At 49.6% G+C, this 18,843-nt stretch carries 15 protein-coding genes; 11 read left to right on the plus strand and 4 right to left on the minus strand.

The annotated features are described in order from the left end of the window. Positions 1-4 precede the first annotated feature (4 nt). The 11 genes from NFHSH190041_RS08990 to NFHSH190041_RS09040 all read left to right on the plus strand — a co-directional run bounded on the left by NFHSH190041_RS08990 (position 5) and on the right by NFHSH190041_RS09040 (position 12,326). The gene (locus NFHSH190041_RS08990) at positions 5-880 is read left to right on the plus strand and encodes a CoA transferase subunit A (RefSeq protein ID WP_261924886.1); all 876 of its coding nucleotides are present in this window, start codon (positions 5-7) and stop codon (positions 878-880) included. Positions 881-895: 15 nt separating this feature from the next. After that, positions 896-1,720, plus strand: coding sequence for a CoA-transferase subunit beta (locus NFHSH190041_RS08995; protein ID WP_261924887.1), 825 nt, complete (start codon positions 896-898; stop codon positions 1,718-1,720). Next, positions 1,717-2,664, plus strand: a complete 948-nt coding sequence (locus NFHSH190041_RS09000; protein ID WP_261924888.1) for an enoyl-CoA hydratase — start codon at positions 1,717-1,719, stop codon at positions 2,662-2,664. The genes NFHSH190041_RS08995 and NFHSH190041_RS09000 overlap by 4 nt, the downstream gene beginning before the upstream one ends. Further along, the gene (locus tag NFHSH190041_RS09005) at positions 2,661-3,869 is read left to right on the plus strand and encodes an NAD(P)H-dependent flavin oxidoreductase (RefSeq protein WP_261924889.1); all 1,209 of its coding nucleotides are present in this window, start codon (positions 2,661-2,663) and stop codon (positions 3,867-3,869) included. Before NFHSH190041_RS09000 ends, NFHSH190041_RS09005 begins: the two co-directional genes overlap by 4 nt. After that, positions 3,869-4,669 carry an enoyl-CoA hydratase family protein gene (locus tag NFHSH190041_RS09010; RefSeq protein WP_261924890.1) on the plus strand — a complete coding sequence of 267 codons (801 nt, stop codon included), beginning with the start codon at positions 3,869-3,871 and terminating at the stop codon, positions 4,667-4,669. Before NFHSH190041_RS09005 ends, NFHSH190041_RS09010 begins: the two co-directional genes overlap by 1 nt. A gap of 20 nt (positions 4,670-4,689) precedes the next feature. Continuing rightward, a complete protein-coding gene (locus NFHSH190041_RS09015) occupies positions 4,690-5,841 on the plus strand; it encodes an acyl-CoA dehydrogenase family protein (protein ID WP_261924891.1) in 1,152 nt (383 codons plus the stop codon). An 11-nt stretch (positions 5,842-5,852) separates the two neighbouring features. Then, positions 5,853-7,019 (plus strand): acyl-CoA dehydrogenase family protein, encoded by a 1,167-nt coding sequence (locus NFHSH190041_RS09020; RefSeq protein WP_261924892.1) that lies wholly within the window; start codon positions 5,853-5,855, stop codon positions 7,017-7,019. After that, positions 7,012-8,163, plus strand: coding sequence for an acetyl-CoA C-acetyltransferase (locus tag NFHSH190041_RS09025; protein WP_261924893.1), 1,152 nt, complete (start codon positions 7,012-7,014; stop codon positions 8,161-8,163). Before NFHSH190041_RS09020 ends, NFHSH190041_RS09025 begins: the two co-directional genes overlap by 8 nt. 12 nt (positions 8,164-8,175) lie before the next feature. After that, positions 8,176-9,054: an SDR family oxidoreductase gene (locus tag NFHSH190041_RS09030; RefSeq protein WP_261924894.1), complete on the plus strand. Its 879-nt coding sequence runs from the start codon at positions 8,176-8,178 to the stop codon at positions 9,052-9,054. Between the two features lies 1 nt (position 9,055). Next, the gene (locus tag NFHSH190041_RS09035; RefSeq protein WP_261924895.1) at positions 9,056-10,660 is read left to right on the plus strand and encodes an amidase; all 1,605 of its coding nucleotides are present in this window, start codon (positions 9,056-9,058) and stop codon (positions 10,658-10,660) included. Between the two features lie 367 nt (positions 10,661-11,027). Next, positions 11,028-12,326, plus strand: a complete 1,299-nt coding sequence (locus NFHSH190041_RS09040; protein ID WP_315972987.1) for an NCS2 family permease — start codon at positions 11,028-11,030, stop codon at positions 12,324-12,326. A 341-nt stretch (positions 12,327-12,667) separates the two neighbouring features. Here NFHSH190041_RS09040 and NFHSH190041_RS09050 read toward each other — a convergent pair whose 3' ends face one another. The 4 genes from NFHSH190041_RS09050 to NFHSH190041_RS09065 all read right to left on the minus strand — a co-directional run bounded on the left by NFHSH190041_RS09050 (position 12,668) and on the right by NFHSH190041_RS09065 (position 18,420). Beyond that, complete coding sequence (locus NFHSH190041_RS09050; RefSeq protein ID WP_261924896.1) at positions 12,668-13,057, minus strand: DUF2809 domain-containing protein; 390 nt, start codon at positions 13,055-13,057, stop codon at positions 12,668-12,670. Positions 13,058-13,241: 184 nt separating this feature from the next. Next, a complete protein-coding gene (locus NFHSH190041_RS09055) occupies positions 13,242-14,576 on the minus strand; it encodes a hypothetical protein (RefSeq protein WP_261924897.1) in 1,335 nt (444 codons plus the stop codon). Positions 14,577-14,925: 349 nt separating this feature from the next. Then, positions 14,926-16,602, minus strand: coding sequence for a hypothetical protein (locus NFHSH190041_RS09060; RefSeq protein ID WP_261924898.1), 1,677 nt, complete (start codon positions 16,600-16,602; stop codon positions 14,926-14,928). Positions 16,603-16,926: 324 nt separating this feature from the next. After that, positions 16,927-18,420: a hypothetical protein gene (locus NFHSH190041_RS09065; RefSeq protein ID WP_261924899.1), complete on the minus strand. Its 1,494-nt coding sequence runs from the start codon at positions 18,418-18,420 to the stop codon at positions 16,927-16,929. Positions 18,421-18,843: the final 423 nt, after the last annotated feature.

The following is an 18,843-nucleotide window of genomic DNA, read 5'->3' on the forward strand; positions in this document are numbered from 1 at the left end:
ACAAATGAATAAGTTAATGACGACACGTGAGATGGTTGCCGGGTTGCGTGATGGCATGACAATCGGCATTGGTGGTTGGGGGCCGCGGCGTAAGCCGATGGCACTGATCCGGGAAATTCTGAAATCAGATCTACAGGATCTGACCATTGTTGCTTATGGCGGCGCTGATGTAGGCATGCTCTGCGCGGCCGGTAAAGTGAAAAAAGTCATTTTCGCCTTTGTATCACTGGATTTTATTCCGTTGGAGCCTTTTTTCCGGCAGACCCGTCAAAGCGGCAGCATTGAGGTGATGGAAATTGATGAAGGCATGATGCTGCTGGGTTTGCGAGCTGCTGCTTGGGGCTGCCCATTTATTCCCACCCAGATTGGCCTGGGCACAGATGTGGTGACCGTTAATCCGGGGCTTAAGCTGGTGGACAGTCCTTATGATGACAAAGCCTGGCTGGCGATGCCGGCTTTGAAACTGGATGCGGCGTTGGTGCATGTGGATCAGGCTGACAGCCGCGGCGTGTGCCGTATCAGCGGGCCTGATCACTATATGGATGATTGGTTTGTGCGGGCGGCAGATAAAGCCTATGTCACCTGTGAAGCCTTGGTGGACAGTTCAGCGTTTCAAGACGATACCGCGGCGCGGCAAGTCTTTTGGGAGCGCAGCTTAACCACAGGCGTGGCTTGTGTTCCCGGTGGCGCTCATCCAACGTCCTGCGCGCCACTATATGGTTTTGATATCAAACATTTCAAAGAGTACAACGCCTGCGCGAAAGAAGGGGGCTTTGATGCTTACCTGCAACGTTATATCCAGCACACGGATGAAGATAGCTACCGGGAAAAAGTCGGTGGCATTGCGGCAATCAGGGCGCTGTCCCTGCCGGTGTATTAACAGGGAGTAGTCAGCATGCAAGCAACAGAGCAATACACACTGGCGGAGCTGATGATCTGCGCCGCCTCCCGCGCCTTTGCCGATGATGGTGAAGTGCTGGCAACCGGCATTGGGGTGATCCCTCGTCTGGCCGCCAGTTTGGCGATGAAAACCGTGAATCCGGATCTGATGATGACAGACTCAGAAGCCTATCTGTTATCTGAGCCAAACCCACTGGGCCCGCGTGAAGATGACTTTGTGCAGGCCAATGAAACCTGGATGGGGTTTTCGCGCATTTTTGACAATGTCTGGAGTGGCCGACGTCATGCCATGGTAGGGCCGACCCAGATAGACAGATTCGGGCAGGCGAATATCTCAGCCTTGGGCAGTGATTACCAGCGCCCCAAGGTACAGATGCTTGGTGTGCGCGGATTCCCCGGTAACTCCATCAGCCATGCCAATTCCTTTTTTGTGCCCAGTCATAACCCCAGAGTGTTCGTCAGTGGCGAATGTGACATGGTGGCATCGGTTGGTTTCAATCCCGCTCGCTTACCCAAGGGGTACAGCACCGATGATATTGATATTCGGTTGGTGATAACGGATCTGTGCGTGATGGACTGGCAGGGGCCGGAACATCAGCTGCGACTGGTGAGTTTGCACCCGGGCGTCAGTGTTGACACTGTGATCGCGCAAACCGGTTTTGCCCTGCATATTCCCGATGATGTGCCATTAACCCCAGCGCCTACGGCAGCGCAACTGGCCATTATCCGCCAGCTTGACCCGCACAATTTGCGCGGCGCACAGCTTAAAGACAATCCCCCCGGGGATCGCCGAACGTCAGCTGCGGAGAGCGTCCAATGAGCCAGCATAATGAAGTGATCGATGAAGTCGTCGGCTATGAAAGCGCCAATGGTATTGCCATTGTCACCATGCAACGGCCTGAGTATCACAATGCCCAGAATTCCCGCATGACTTATGCACTGGATAAGGCGTTTGCATTGGCCTGTGATGATGACGAGGTCAAGGTGATTATTCTGGCCGGGGAGGGCAGACATTTTTCTGCCGGTCATGATATTGGCACACCGGGGCGGGATGTGGATCAGTCTTTTGAGCGCACCAGTTTATGGTATGACCATAGCAATAAGCCTGGTGGTGAGTTTCTTTATGCCAGAGAGCAGGAAGTGTATCTGGGAATGTGCCGTCGCTGGCGGGAGATCCCCAAACCCACCATTGCCATGGTGCAGGGGGCTTGTATCGCAGGTGGCCTGATGTTGGCTTGGGTGTGCGATCTGATTATTTGCAGTGAAGACAGTTTCTTTCAAGATCCCGTGGTGCGTATGGGCATTCCCGGCGTGGAGTATTTTGCCCACGTTCATGAGTTAAACCCAAGAATTGCCAAAGAGTTTTTATTTCTTGGTGAGCGGATGTCCGCGGCCCGTGCCTATGAAATGGGCATGGTTAACCGGGTCGTTCCCCGTGACAGCTTGCGCCAAAGCACCTTGGATATCGCCGCCAAAGTGGCGCAGATGCCGCGCTTGGGACTGCAGCTGACCAAACAGGCCATCAATAATGCGGAAGATTTAATGGGTAAGCGCAGCACCATGGATATGGTGTTTGGGCTGCACCATTTTGCCCATGTCCACAACGAATCTGTCTCTGGTGACCGCTTGGGGGGATTTGATGGTAAAGCCATGGCAAAAGCCAATAAATCCCAAGCCGCAGAGGCTAAGCGCGATACTCAAGCTGATACCGAGCGTAGCCAAGACAATCGCGCGAGCGCGCCATCTCAGGAGGCCGCCTCATGACCGCGCCATTTGCTTTCCCGACCCGGGTGACCGAGCAACTGGGCTGTCGGGTACCCATTATTCAAACCGCGATGGGCTGGGTTTCCGATGCCAATTTGGTGACCGCCACTACCCTGGCCGGGGGCTTTGGCTTTCTGGCCGGTGCTACGATTGCAGCTGAACGGCTGGAAGAGGAGATCCAAAAGGTGATTGCGGCTACTGGCGGTAGTCAGTTTGGGCTCAACTTTCATATGTTTCAGGAAAACGCCATGCAGTGTGTTGAGTTGGCGATTCGTTACCAGCTCCGGGCCGTCAGTTATGGTCGCGGCCCGGATAAAGCCACCATTGCGCGGCTGAAAAAAGCGGGAGTGCTCTGTATTCCCACTGTTGGCGCAGTTAAACATGCCATTAAAGCGGTGGAATTAGGGGCGGATATGATCACCATTCAAGGGGCAGAGGGGGGCGGTCATACCGGCAGTGTGCCGTCTTCAATTTTGCTGCCCCAGGTGTTAGAGGCCGTGGATGTGCCTGTGATTGCCGCCGGTGGTTTTTCGACCGGGCGGGGGCTGGCCGCCGCACTGGCTGCGGGCGCAGATGGCATTGCCATGGGCACAGCCTTTTTGATGACAAAAGAATCCCCTACGCCGGAGACGACCTTATCCCGTTATCTTGCGGTAAATGACCCTGCGGCAGTGCGAGTCACACGGGCAGTGGATGGTATGCGTCATCGCATGATTGATAACCCCTTTATTCAACGTCTGGAACGGGCATCGCCCTTGGGCCGTTTGCGGATCGCGCTGGGCAGCGCTTGGCGTTGGAAACAGGAAACCGGCATGACTTTAGGGCATATGTTGCGGGTGTTTTTGTCTGCGGTGAAGGATGACCCGGCCACCTTATCCCAAGTGGTGATGTCCGCCAATCAACCTGTGCTGTTGCAGCGGGCCATGGTTGATGGGCAACCTGATGGTGGCATTTTGCCCAGTGGGCAGGTGGCAGCGGCCATTGATCAACTGGACAGTGTCGCCGGCCTGATTGAACGCATCAGTACCCAAGCGCAGCAATGCTTGTTACGCCTTTACAGTCGCAGCGATCTTAGCGCGCAAGCATCGCCATCTTTGGTTGCCGACGCACGAGTAAAATCGGCTGCAGTCAAGCCGCGCTCAGAGACGGAAACGGTGACACCATCAAGCGCAAAGCAACAACCAGAACAACAGGAGGCAGGCTAATGGAACAGCAAACACAGACGGCCAATGCCGTAGCAACAAATAAGCCGTCAAACTGTGGGTTTACCACCGCGGTTGATAACGGTATTGCAGAGGTCGTGATTGCCAATGCACCGGTCAATGCCCTGAACAGTGAACAGTGGGTTGCCTTGGCGGATGAAATTACCCGGTTAGGCCAAAGCGATGCTGTCCGTGTCGTCATTATCCGCGCAGAAGGGCGCGGGTTTTGCGCCGGGGTAGATATCAAAGAGTTAGATCAGTATCCGGAGCGGATTGTCGCAGTGAATGCTGGCAATTATGCCACGTTCAAAGCGGTACACCGTTGCCCTGTGCCTGTGATTGTCGCGGTGCACGGTTATGTGCTCGGCGGCGGTATCGGCATTACCGGAGCGGCGGATATTGTGTTGGCATCAGAGTGTGCCAGCTTTGCGCTACCTGAGGTAGATCGCGGTGCCATGGGCGGCGGCGCACATTTGCAGCGGTTATTTCCGGTGCAGAAGGTGCGTTATCTGTTTTTCACCGGCGAGGCAATCTCTGCCCGTGAAGCTGAGCCCTATGGCTTTATTGAAAAGATTGTTGCCAAAGCGGCACTGCGGGATGAAGCATTGGCCATTGCGGCCAAAATTGCGGCGAAATCCCCGGCCATGATTCGCATTGCTAAAGAAGCACTTAACGGCATTGAGGATGGCAACTTAGAGGATAAATATCGGTGGGAACAGGGCTTTACTCTGCAGGCGTATACCTCGCCGGATTCAGCCGAAACCCGCCGCGCGTTTGTGGAAAAACGCGACGCAAGCTTTTAGTCGGGAGGACTTAAGCCAATATGGAGTTGATTTACACCCCAAAGCAGCAGGCATTCAGGACTGAAGTGCGCCAGTGGTTAGCACAGCATCTGCCCGCCGAGCCGCTGCAAAGTTATGACACCCGGGAAGGGTTTGAGCAGCACAGAGCGTGGGAGCGTCAACTGTTTGATGCCAGACTATCCATGGTGATGTGGCCCACTGAGTTGGGCGGACGTGGCTGCGATCTGATTGAGTGGCTGATTTTTGAAGAAGAATATTACGCTGCCGGTGCGCCGATGCGGGTTAACCAAAATGGTCAGCTCTTGCTCGGGCCAACCCTGATGGAGTTTGGCACTGAGGCGCAGAAAAACCGCTTTTTACCCGCAATGGCATCCAGTGAGCAAATGTGGGCGCAGGCATGGTCTGAGCCGAATGCGGGTTCAGATATGGCGGCTATCAGTTCAAAAGCCGTGCGCGATGGTGATGACTATGTGATTAACGGCCAGAAAACATGGTCGACAAGAGCCATTTTTGCTGACTGGTGTTTTGGGCTGTTTCGCAGCGATCCCCAGTCCAGTCGCCATCATGGGCTGTCTTATTTGATGGTGCCACTGGATGCCCCCGGGGTGACAATCCGGCCGATTAAAGCCCTGAATGGCAAAGAGGCTTTTGCTGAGATCTTTTTTGACAATGTGCGCGTGCCGCAAGAGAACTGTATCGGTGAGGAAGGGCAGGGCTGGAAAGTGGCCATGGCGACAGCCGGATTTGAGCGCGGCTTGTTATTGCGCTCGCCCGCTAGGTTCCAGAAAACCGCCCGGGATCTGGTGCAGCTCTATCTGGCCAATCAAGCCAGTGCCGATCGCGATCCTGCCATCGCTAGTCGTGTCGCTAAGGTGTGGTCTGATGCGCAAGCCTATGCGTTGTCAGCCTATTACACGGTTGGGCGTTTATCCCGCGGCGAGAAGATTGGCGCTGAATCCAGCATCAATAAAATCATCTGGTCTGAGCTGGATTTGGCGATGCATCAGTTGGCCATGGAGATCCTCGGGCCGCAAGGCGAGCTGACCCAGACGCAAAATAGTCACTGGCTGGAAGGCTTTTTGTTTGCTCAGGCAGGGCCAATTTATGCCGGGGCCAATGAGATCCAACGCAATATTATCGCCGAGCGGATGCTGGGCCTGCCAAAAAGTTAAGGGGCTGTGATATGGACTTTACTTTCACCGATGACGAACTGGCATTTAAAGAGGCCATCAGTCGCTTTCTGATGACAGAGGCCGCTCCTGAGGCGCTGCGGGAAATCTGGGAAACCGATTCTGGCCGTAGCCCTGAGTTGCGGGCAAAAATGGCCGAGCAAGGACTGACTGCACTGTCGGTTCCTGAGCATGCCGGTGGCTTGGGACTCAATGATGTTGCCTGGTCACTGATGACCCAAGAATTGGGATATTACGGCATACCGGATTCTATGGCCGATACCGCTTATGTGGCAGCGGGATTGTTGGCTGCACTGTCTAGCGCAGCCCAGAACGGTACAGCTCAAAACAGTACAGCTCAAAACAGCATTGCGCAGACCGACGAACTGCTTGGTGGAATTGCCGGTGGTGAGTTGCGCTTGGCGCTACAGCATCCGGTTAACCCTTTGGTTGCCGATGCCCATTTGGCTGATTTCATTTTGCTGATGGAGGGGGTTAACCCGGCTGGCAACACTGATATCAGTCAGGCAGCGCTGCATTGTGTGCCCCGCCGGGATGTGGATATCAGTCTACACCCCAGTATTGATTCATCACGACGTCTATCCCAGGTGAGCTGGCAGCCTAAGCCAGAAACGCTATTGTGCCGCGGTGATGAAGCGGCAGCATTAATGGAAGAGACATTGCAGCGCGGCGCCTTATCTGTGGCCGGGCAATTACTGGGGCTGGCACAGCGGATGCTGGATTTATCTGTGGATTATGTGGCCCAGCGCAAACAGTTCGGGCGCGCCATCGGTAGTTTTCAGGCCGTCAAACATCACCTGGCCGATGTGGCCGCCAAGATAGAATTTGCCCGGCCGGTGCTCTACCGCGCTGCGTGGGCATTGGCCCATCAGCAGCCTGAGTCTGGTTTGTATGTTTCTCAGGCGCGACTGGCCTGCGATGATGCCGCTCAGCTAGCTGCCCACCATGGCATTCAGGTGCATGGGGCGATGGGCTACACCTGGGAAGTGGATTTGCAAATGTTTATGAAGCGCAGTTGGTCACTGGCCTCAAGCTGGGGAGATCGCGCGTTTCATCAGCAGCGCATCAATACTGCGTTATTTGCTCATGATGCTTCTTTGGATTACGGCCCGGCCGATACCTTCGGCAGTGCCCCTGAGCGGGAGGTAAATAATGCCTGAAGCCTATATTGTTGATGCCCTGCGTACGCCAACCGGGCGGCGAAAGGGCAGTTATGCTGGGGTTCATGCCATGGATCTCGGTGGCCATGTGCTCAAGTCCTTGGTTGAGCGTAATGCAATTCCAGCCGAGGATTACGGTGATGTGATTTTCGGCTGTGTTGATACCATTGGCGCGCAGGCGGGCAATATCGCTCGCACCAGTTGGTTGGCGGCAGGATTGCCCTTATGTGTGCCGGGTACTACGGTGGATCGTCAGTGCGGCTCATCCCAGCAAGCGGTGCATTTTGCTGCGCAAGCTGTGATGAGTGGCACCCAGGATGTGATTGCCGTGGGCGGGGTGCAGACCATGACCTCGATTCCGATCGCTTCGGCCATGCTAGCCGGTCAGCCGCTGGGGTTTACCACCCCCTTTGCTCAGAGTGAAGGCTGGCAAGCCAGATTTGGCGATGCACCGGTAGATCAGTTCTATGCCGCTCAGCGCATCGCCCGTCACTGGCAGTTAAGTCGTAGTGATATGGAAGTCTTTGCATTAGAAAGCCACCGGCGGGCATTGTCGGCGATTGAGGCCGGGTATTTTGACCGGGAAATCGTGCCGTTTGGGGGCATAGATAAAGATGAAACGCCGCGTAATACCTCATTGGCGAAAATGGCAGAGTTAGAGCCGATTGGCGCGGATTATCCCGATATTACCGCCGCAGTCTCCAGTCAGACTTGTGATGCAGCCGCGGCGTTACTTGTGGTCTCCAAATCAGCGCTGACCCGGTATGGCCTCACTCCTAGGGCGCGTATACACCATTTGTCTGTGCTGGGGGATGACCCTATCTGGCATTTAACCGCACCTATCCCCGCAACCCAGGCTGCGCTGAAAAAAGCTGGGTTGACGATGGCGGATATTGATCTTGCAGAGGTGAATGAAGCCTTTGCTTCAGTGGCCATGGCTTGGATGCAGGAGACAGCTTGCCCCCATAACAAGCTCAATGTGAACGGCGGGGCAATTGCCTTGGGGCATCCGCTTGGCGCCACCGGTGTGCGCTTGATGACAGGTTTATTGCATGAGTTGGAGCGGCGCGGCGGCAGATATGGGTTGCAGACCATGTGCGAAGGCGGCGGTCTGGCCAATGTCACCATTATTGAACGGCTGTAAAGGAATAACGCTATGACACTGTGTAAAGGACGTACCGTGATTATTACCGGCGCAGGTGGCGGCTTGGGCCGGGCATATGCGCTGGCATTTGCTGAGCAGGGCGCCTGTGTGCTGGTCAATGATATCCGTCCAGCTGCTGCAGCGGCTGTGGTGGATGAGATTGTCACTGCCGGCGGACAAGCGCTGGCTAACAGTGATGATATTACTTCAATGGCCGGCGCTCAGCATATTGTCGATGCCGCCTTAGCAGCCTTTGGCGAGGTGCATGTATTGGTCAACAATGCCGGCGTACTGGCAGATCGCATGTTTACCAGTTTGACCGAGACGGATTGGGATCGGGTTATGCAAGTGCACCTAAAGGGGCATTTTTGCCTTGCCAATCTCTTGGGGCGTCGTTGGCGAGATCTGGCAAAAGCCGGTACGCCGGTGGATGCTCGCATTATTAATACCAGCTCAGGGGCGGGGTTGCAGGGCTCGATTGGTCAGTCAAATTACAGTGCTGCGAAAGGTGGCGTTGCCGCTCTGACCTTGGTGCAGGCCGCAGAAATGCAGCGCTATGGCGTGACCGTAAATGCGTTAGCCCCGGCAGCAAGAACCGCCATGACAGAGGGGGCTATGCCAGATGTGGTGAAAAAGCCACAGGATGGCAGCTTTGATCTTTGGGCTGCTGATAACGTTGCTCCCTTGGTGGTATGGCTTGGCAGCAGTGCATCGGCACATATTACCGGGCAGGTGATTGAAAGCCAGGGCGGACGTTTGTCTCTGTGTGATGGTTGGCGTACCGGCGAAACCCGGGATAAAGGGGCGAAGTGGGATGTAGCTGAAATTGGCGCGGTATTGGATGACTTGATCGCAGCATCGCCCGCGGCGCAAAAAGTATGGGGGAGCTGAGATGAGCCAGGATAAAATCAATGAGTTTCAGCCGACCCGTCGCCGATTACTGCAGGGGACTGGCGCATTAGGCGCATTAAGCGCCGTTTCACTCACTGCGCCCGTGAGTATGAACGCCGTGGCTAAAGGGAACGATGCCTCCCAGTCACAAACATTGCCATTGCGCGAGTATGAGTTTTGGGATATGACCCAAATGGCTGAGCTGTTGCACCAAGGGGAAGTGACGCCACTGGAGTTATTTGATGCCGCGGCTGCCAGATTTGAAGCGCGCAGTCATCTCAATCTCTTGGCCGTTAGCCATTTAGAGCAAGCCCGCAGTTATGCCACTGAATTGAGTCAGGCGGGCAAAACCGCCCGAGAGCAGGCATTTCGTTCTATGCCGTTGCGGGGCGTCCCCTTTGCGCTGAAAGATCTCAATATCAAGATGAAAGGCACGGTGACCACCAATGGTTGCCTGTTCTTTAAAGATGATGTGGCAGATTATGATTCGACCCTGACCCAGCGCTATCAGGCTGCCGGGCTGAATATTATGGCGAAGCTGACCAGTCCGGAGTTTGGTCAAACGGCAACCACGGAATCTGCGTTGCATGGTGATACATTAAATCCTTGGGATACCAGTTGCTCGGCCGGTGGCTCCAGTGGCGGCTCAGCTGCCGCAGTCGCCGCCCGTATTTTACCTGCGGTCCATGCCAGTGATGGCGGAGGCTCTATCCGTATTCCGGCTTCACATTGTGGGATTTTTGGCCTTAAACCGAGTCGGGGGCGCATTGCCACCGGGCCGGATGCCATGGAAGGGTGGATGGGACTATCGGTACATAATGTGGTCAGCCGTTCGGTACGGGACTCGGCAATGCTGCTGGAGCTGACCCAAGGGCCGGAACCCGGCACCCGGGTGCAGCATCCCAATGGCGCGTTTTTACACGCGATTACGACAGTGCCAAAGGGGCTGAAAATCGCAGTGATGAAACACCATCCATTTGGTTTGCCAGTACATAAAGACTGTATTGTCGGGGTTGATCGTACTATAGCGCTGCTAGAATCCTTGGGGCATCATGTGGAAACAGCCTCACCTCAGTTACCGATTGAAGCTATGTATAAAGGCATGGGCGTCACCACCTCTAATGGCGTGTTATCCACTGTACAGGCGCGGGAGCGTAAATTGGGGCGTAAGGCGAGGGAAGATGAATTTGCGCCCATTGTCTGGGGCTTTATGGAAAATGCTAAAAAGCACACGGCGCAGGACGTGTTTGCAGCCCGAACGGCTTATGATCAGGCCGGGCAGTCTTTTGACCGTTTTTTCCAGCATTATGATCTGATCTTGGCGCCGGTAACCGCTGCGCCGCCTCCGAAGATAGGAGAGCTGAGCCTGTATCAACCGTTTGATGATTTTGTCAGCGGCGTTATCAAGGCATCGCCCATCACCAGTATGTTCAATATGACCGGGCTGCCAGCCATGTCAGTGCCTTTGCACTGGAATGCTGATGGATTACCTATCGGCATTCAGTTTGGTGCCGCCTATGGTAATGAGGCGCTGTTGTTGGCGCTTGCGGCACAATTAGAATCTGCTGCGCCGTGGCAAAATCGCCGCCCAACAATGCTGGGCTGAATCATTAAAAAGTGATAATATTCTCCCAGTAATGAAAAGGGCCTGTCTTTACAGGCCCTTTTGCTGTTTACGCGCCGGGAAAATCTGCCGGAAGTGAAACAGTTGGCAGGTGAGGGGCGGATAAGCCGTTTCTTCCTCTCCTCCGTGGTGTTACTTTGTTATTTGCCTGCCGTCATTGCAAGTTATCCCTGTCGATACGCCCGGTGTAAGCATTTCAACCACATATCTTTTGCCGGTATCGCCTGTCAGGGACATATTTGTACGTTACTGGAAAAGGAAATATGTTATGAACCTTCCTGGACAAACAAACCAGCCGACCCCACCTAAGGGGCCGACCGGTGCTGCGCCAGGTCCGGCACCTAAAGGGCTGCTGGAACGTCTGTTTAAACTCTCTGCCCACCAAACCACCGCCGGTACAGAAATGACCGCCGGTATCACCACCTTTATGACCATGGTGTATATCGTGTTCGTTAACCCGCAGATCCTGTCTGCCGCGGGCATGGATACCAGTGGTGTTTTTGTGGTGACTTGTCTTATCAGTGCCATCGGTTGTGTGGTGATGGGTCTGGTGGCCAATCTGCCTATCGCATTGGCGCCTGCTATGGGGCTGAATGCCTTTTTTGCCTTCTCCGTTGTGGTTGGCATGGGCGTTAGTTGGCAAGTGGGCATGGGTACCATTTTCTGGGGTGCCGTTGGCTTTGCGCTGATGTCTTTATTTGGTTTCCGCTCTTGGATTTTAACCAATATTCCTACCTGTTTACGTATCGGTATTCCCAGCGGCATTGGTCTGTTGATTGCCTTAGTGGGGCTGAATAAAGCCGGGATTGTCATCGCGAATCCTGCCACTATGGTTGCCGTTGGTGATTTAACATCACTGCATTGTCTGCTTGGCGCGCTGAGTTTCTTTATTGTGGTGATTTTGGCAACCCGTGGCGTTCATTCTGCTGTGTTGCTATCTGTGGTTATCGTTACGGCTATTGGTGCGTTGCTGGGTGATGTGAAATTTACCGGCGTTGTTTCTATGCCGCCTAGTATTGCCGATACCTTTGGTCAGTTGGATTTGGCGGGTTCTTTTAATCTGGGCTTGTCTGGCATTATTTTCTCTTTTGCGTTGGTAAGTCTGTTTGACAGCTCTGGCACCATGATTGCGGTCACCGAGAAATGCGGTATTACCGATGACCGTGGTCGTTTCCCACGCATGAAGCAGGCATTGCTGACGGACTCATTCTCATCGGTTGCAGGGGCTTATATGGGCACCTCAACAGTAACAGCCTTTATTGAAAGTTCTTCCGGTGTGGCGGTAGGTGGTCGTACTGGTTTAACCGCGGTGGTAACGGGCATTTTGTTCCTGCTGGTGATGTTCTTCTCGCCATTGGCTGCGATGGTACCGGGTTATGCTGTTGCTGGCGCACTGATTTATGTGGGTATTTTAATGTGCTCCGGTCTGTCTAAGATCAATTGGAGTGATATGACTGAGGCTGTACCGGCCTTTATTACCTGTATTATGATGCCATTCAGTTTTTCTATCACGGAAGGGATTGCAACTGGCTTTATCACTTTTTGTGTGATGAAAATCGGCACTGGCAAATGGCGTGACATTCACCCAGGTGTCGCACTGGTTGCCTTGCTGTTTATTGTTAAGTTTGTATTTGTAGACAGTCATTAATCACCTAGGTGAACCACAAAAAAGCAGCGTTTAACGCTGCTTTTTTTGTATTTGGCTAGGGCGTGTTGATGTTTCGTGATTAAATTTTGTTTGAGATAAAAGCGTTTTAATCGCGGCGAGTGGTTTGTCGCCTAGTTATTCTAAGCAAGAACCGCTCAACAAAGAATAAAACGCTTTTAGCCGAACCCTGAGGGCAGCGTTTGAGGCTCCTTTCTACTGCGTTATCGGCTTATCAGGTAGCGCAACTACCAATCAAAGCCTCTGCCTTGTATAAAGCATCCTCAAATCGCTGCAAAAACAAACTCGAAACATCAACACGCCCTAGTGAATATTGAATCGTTTTAGCAAGACTGCACTGCCTTGAGTCGGTTGATAAAATATTCAGCCGCCAAGCATGTGAGTGCCCCTGCGGCGTATGCGAGGATATCCATCCAATCAAATGTGGCCCCGAAAATAATGCGTAATATTTTATAGTGAGACAGACCAAGGAGGGTTAATAACTGACAGTATTGCGCGATTTCAATTAAGCTTGCGAACATAAATACGCCGATACAGCCAGTTTTAGGTGGCAGTTTAATAAAAGTGGTTAACCCGGCGTAGACCCATATTACTGCCAGCATATCACCAAAAAATGGCCGGATAATGTTGTCATGTAAATAAAGGGCAATAACGATAAGTAACCCGAGCAGGATAAGACTGACGAGCAGCCGGTTTAGATTGAACTGAAGCATTAACACATAAGCATAGGGAGTTGTGATGGCTATAGACGACCTGATACGCGTTGGGCTGAAGCTCTAATCGGAAAACTTGCTATTTAAGGGCCGATTAAGCTGTATTGGGCGGTAACCTTGAGCTTGCTGAGATGATTAAAAAGCGTAGTAAAGCAGCCGATGATGGCTGCTTTATCATTATTGCTTAATCTTCTCTGGCACAGGTTGTGACACCCATATAATCATCAAAGTAATCACTCTTTTTATTTTGGTAAGAGACATACATCCAGTGATAATTAAGTTTGTGGTCGTTATAATTATGAGTGCGACTCCAGTAAAGCTCTTCTGGCCATCCAGCCGCTTTGAAGTCGAAATATTCCCCATATTTATTCATTAACATATCAATGGAAGGAACATTGGTACCAAATTGGCTACACAGTTGTTGAGCATTATTGACCGTAGTAAAGTTGCTCTCCATTCGTTCCTGGTGTTTGTTGTCATAGTTCATTTCAGGATAGAGTCTATCTTTGTTATATATGACAGCCATATTCAGTTTCACCCCCATTTGATACAGTTCTTGCGGGGTTAAAGGTCGGAATAATTTAAATGTACCCCAGCGGGTTTTGCCGCTGAAATAGGGCTCTGGGCCGATTGTGCGAACCGGAATATCATTAATTTGTTCGCCACCGACTAAGCGGTTATTACTCTCTTCCCGGCTATTAAGCAGATCATCAAATCCTTCAATGTTTCCAGCTTCTGCACCGACATTAAAGCATTGCCGTTGCCAGCCATGCCCTTTATCGGTAATACAAAAATACAGATAATCATGGATAACACTGTGGGGCGTGTCTGAATTGCCAATCAGATTAATTGTGAGTGGATTATCTGTATTGGATACTGGATGTTCCCACCCGAAAAAGGCATTGATTTCGCTGTGATAATCGATATACCACGCCGTTTCAATATCATTGGAAAACCCAGTCAAATGTGCGGTGACTTGATTTTTATAATTCAGTTCACCTGTAAAGCTGACACTGGCGGGTTGAAAGTGCGCGCATTGTCCATTTTCCAAACAAAAATTAATCGGTTGTTTTATATTTATATAGAGGTTGGGATCTGCTAAATCCAGCTCGCAGCGACTACGATTACCACTGAGGGAACATTTGTTTCCTAACTGATACCCATTTTGTTGCCAACTGGCTTCATAGACTTTATCTCCCGCTTGCATCAATTGGCCAGTTAATTTAGCACGTTTATCTGGCATCTGTGTTTTATCATCAACCACAATAACCGGCTGGTTAGTGTTTGGCTCTGGATGATGAATTTTTCTTTCGCTGAACTCAGGTGGTGTGTGTGGCTGAGGTGCGCGAGTTGGCAATTCCGCCTGTATATCAGGATGACTCTCTGGCGATTCTACTGGTAAATCAGGCTGACGCTTCGGTGCTGCAACTGTGACGTCAGAAGAAATTGCCTGCGAAGTCGGTTTCTGTGCGTTATTTTCAATTTTACTGCCAGAAACATCTTCATTGTGACTTGTCATCGGATTAGGCTCAACCAATATAGGTTGTTGAATTGATGCCTTCAGATTTTGTGCATTATTGGTATAAGCGTTGGTATCAGATTTTATCTTTGCATGCTGAGTTTGGCTTATATTCGAAATAGCCGTTTTGCGAGATTGCGTTTCTGCATGTATTGCTACTTTTGGTGTTTTATCGGCTTGTGGCTGTGATTCACTATCCCCACCGCAGCCTGATAAAACTAAGAGTGGCGATAAGTAAAATAAAGGGGTTAAAAGTTTAGTCATATAGGTATTACATATAATTTATGTTATTTGAAGCGCTCCTGGTAAATAATAAGGAGCACATGAAAATCTAACGCTCAGTGAATGCTCAGTAAGCTTGACAAGCAATAAAAGAGTTAGGGTATTTTTTATCAGCAGATCCTAATTTACCATTTTGGCTATTCATGACTTGCAGCCAATTGCGGATATCAGCGCTAGAGCTACTCCAGTAGTCACCAGTAGGCCAGCCTGAATCACGTAGTTCACTTAGACTAAGTTGTCGTAATGTTTCGATACTTGGTAATTTATCAGCCATGTGTTCACCAGCACAGAGAGACTGGGCATCACCAAATTGCCAATAGGAAAAATACTGTTCCGCTGGATAACGCTCTTCTTTGTAGGGGAGTTGTGGATAGCGTCGGTCTTGTCGATAAGATACATATTTGGCATTTAATTGAATTTTAATGGCTTGCAGTTCTGCCCGGGTCAATGGCCGATAAACTCGCTCATTGCGTGATGTAAATAGTACGGGCACTGGTGCGATACGGCGGATCCCTGCTTTATCGCTTATCTCGCTTAGTGCACCACCAACTAAAGAGATGTCCTTATGTATAGTATCGAGTAAATCTTCCATATTATAAAAATTGTTGGCCTGACTGCCGACATTCATACATTGCCGTGACCAGTGATTACCATTATCTGTTACACAAAAAAACAGATATTCATGGATATAAAAATTAGCGCTATGAAGCTCGTTTTTTAGGTTGATGGATAGTTGATCATCTGCTTCTGATAATAAGTAATAATTATCATTGGTATAGCGTAAGTCATCTTCGCTGCCGAGATACCACTGTGTCGTCAGGTTATCTGAAAAACCTGATAGTTCTGCTGTCACTGTGCCTTTGTAATTTAACTGGCCAATAAATTTGACTTTAGGTAATTCTAGACTGGCACAATTGCCATTGTTTAAACATAACTTAATAGGATTATTGTTTAAGTTGAGGGGGGTAAGTTCCAGATGACAAGTATTTTTTGCACCGGCTAACTCACATTTTCCTAATGGTTCTGGCTTGTCATCTTGTTGCCATAATGCAGTGATCGGCTGATCGTATTGCTGAGACAGCATGCCATCAAGCACACTGTGAGAAGTTGGGTAATCATTGCCTCTAACCTGAATGATAGGTTTAATGTCGGTTGGCACTAACTCAATTACCGGTTTTGCCGGTTCTGGCGGCAAAACGACAGGACCAGGCTCTGGATGCCATAAATCTACGGCATGCTCTGTAACCGGGTCTAGAACCAGAGGATCAGCTTCAGTAGGTAAAGCGGCTGTCGTTTTTTCGATGCTTGGTTCAATGTCAGATTCTGTCTTTATGGCAGTGATATTGTTGTGCTTAGCAGAAACTATCGTTGCAGCTTGTTTGTCAGCTGACATTGATTGAGGGTTTGGCTGTGCTGTCGATGATAAGCTAAGGTGATCCACGCTAGTGTGAGGTAGTGTTGCGGTAATCATTTTCCCATGTGCAGTCTGTTGTGGTGGCACTTGAATAGGCTGTTGTGGTGCAATGGGCTGTGCAGTTTGCTGCTGAGAGGCAGATATTGCTGTTTTTTGCGGCTGTTGTGCTACAACTTTTTTTGTTGTTTGTTCGGATTTTTCCTGCGCCAGAGGCGCAATGATATCAGAACTTACGATGTTGCCATTTGTTGTAGATGAAGGGTCTTTACCTTCACCACAGCCATTTAGTACTAGCAAAGTAAATATGCTTAACATGAATGATTTATACAACTGAGATTCTCCCCAAAAGAATGATGAGCATGAAACGAGTAAAACCTGTAAGCGAGTAAATTAAATTTTTATTAATACTCGTTTCAAGTTGAAACCATGTTTTTGTGGATTTTATCGACGAAATCTAGTGATTAGCAACAGTTTTATCTTTTTGAAAGCTGAATAAAGTAAGTTGTTTGACTTAATGTTTTATTTTTTTGCGAAAACGCACATCTATCGTTGCCAGATTGTAATTGCGACAAGGTGAAAAGGTTGGAAAAATAAGTTGATTGAAAAAAGAGGAAATACGGGGGGTGTATTTCCTCTATAAATTAAATTTCTGGACTATTCTATCTTACAGGCAGTTAACGCTGTTTTAGGGGTTGTTAATGCATAAGATGCAATATTGTAGGCTTTTCCATCAGCAACCTTCCGGCTCCAATAAGCCCCTTTTGGCCAACCAGACTCTAACCAAGCTGCTTTATCAATTTTTGTAAGATCTTTTGTTTCTGGCATAGATAAGCTATATCCAGTGATATGATTACATAAAAGAAATGCGTTATTATAAACGTAGTAATCACCATATTCTTCATATCCAAAATCATTGTTGTATTCAAGCAATGGATAACCCTGTGTTTTAGGTTTGTTTATTTCTGTTTTTATTAGATACAACTCAGACAAAGTTAGTGGCCGATAGATATTGATATTTAAGTGACTTTTTAAAAATGGCACAGGTGCAATACTTCTGGTTATATTGCTGGTAGGCTCGGATATATCATATACACCTCCTCCCACAAGTTCTTTTTGTTTGTCATCAGCATCATATATTACTAAATCTTTAAATTGTCTTATCTTATTTGCCTGCTCACCAACACTAAAACAGTACTGTTGCCAGCCTTTGCCATGATCTGTGATACAAAAAAATAAATACTGGTGAATATAGGCATCAATTCCCCAATCATTACTTTGAAGTTTTACCGTAAGCGCTTGTGGGGAAACATTGAGTGCCTGATGCTCTTGTTGTGCTATTGCGTTATCTGGCGCTGAACTGAGTAGCCAGGCTGTTGATATATCATCTGAGAATTCTTTGCTTAGATGAGCAGTGACTTTACCTTGATAGTTGAGCTCGCCAGTAAATTTTACGTTAGGAAAAACTAATGATGTACAATGACCGTTAGGTAAGCACAAAGAAACGGGCTGTTTAGTATCAATATCAACTCTATCTAATTCCAAATGGCAAGTATTTTTCGCTCCGGCTAATTCACACTCTCCCAGTATCTTATCCTTTCCTTGTCGCCAGAATGCGGTAACAGGTTCCTCTGAGTGCCGGCTTAAACTCCCATCAAGAATACTCTGGCCAGTTGGAAACTCATTTCCTTGCACTGTGATCACCGGATAGAACGTGGCAGGTGCGGGAGTTTCTCCAGCTTGCGGCTCTTTGGAAGGGGCGGGCGGTACTTGTGGTGCACTCGGCTCTGGCGCTGGCTCGGGTTCTGGATGATTGACGCTACCAGTGCCTGGTGCGGATACATTTTCGCCAGATTGTACTGGTGGCACTGATTGTGGAGGCGTTTCTTCTGGCGCAATTGGCGTTGCGGAATGTGTCTGTGTCGCACCGGTGGAGTGCGGTGCAACTTGGTGGTGACTCCCTTGCTGCATAGCACCTGTTGAGTGGCTGGAACCGGGATTTACAGCTGATGTAGGTGGTGTCACATTAGGTTTCGTGGCCACATTACCAGATTGATTTCCAGCTGCGCCTGTTTGATTGTCATTGCTGCTTCCACCGCAACCGGTTAACATTAATGCAGTTAAGGTGAGCATTAAAAGTGATTTTTGCAACAGATATCTCCAATGTGAGTTATAGCGATACAAGTAAACTTGGCTAGATAAATTGCAGTTAATGCAAAATTTATTTACAAGTTAATTTTTTGCGGATTTTATCGGCACTGATACCGCAGTTGCAATATTTATATCAATATCTGACGTTTATCCAGCGTAATTATCTTATTTTTCATTGGTGATGTTTGTTTTTATGCTTCATTGTTGTTCAATATTTATAGTGGGTTTTTTTGTTTGGCTTGTTGTTGATTTTTATGTCTGTATTTGTATTTTATTGATCGTTTTTGTTGCTGCTAAGCAATTATATCCGGTGTTGGACTAAGGCTCGAATTATAAACTCATCACCTGAACATCATTGTTAAAATAAGATCAGTAAGATGACGATGAAGTGTATGCCGTACGCTATTAAATTTGAGTTGGCTT

It is taken from the genome of Shewanella sp. NFH-SH190041, assembly GCF_024363255.1.
In the GTDB taxonomy this organism is placed as follows: Bacteria; Pseudomonadota; Gammaproteobacteria; order Enterobacterales; family Shewanellaceae; genus Shewanella.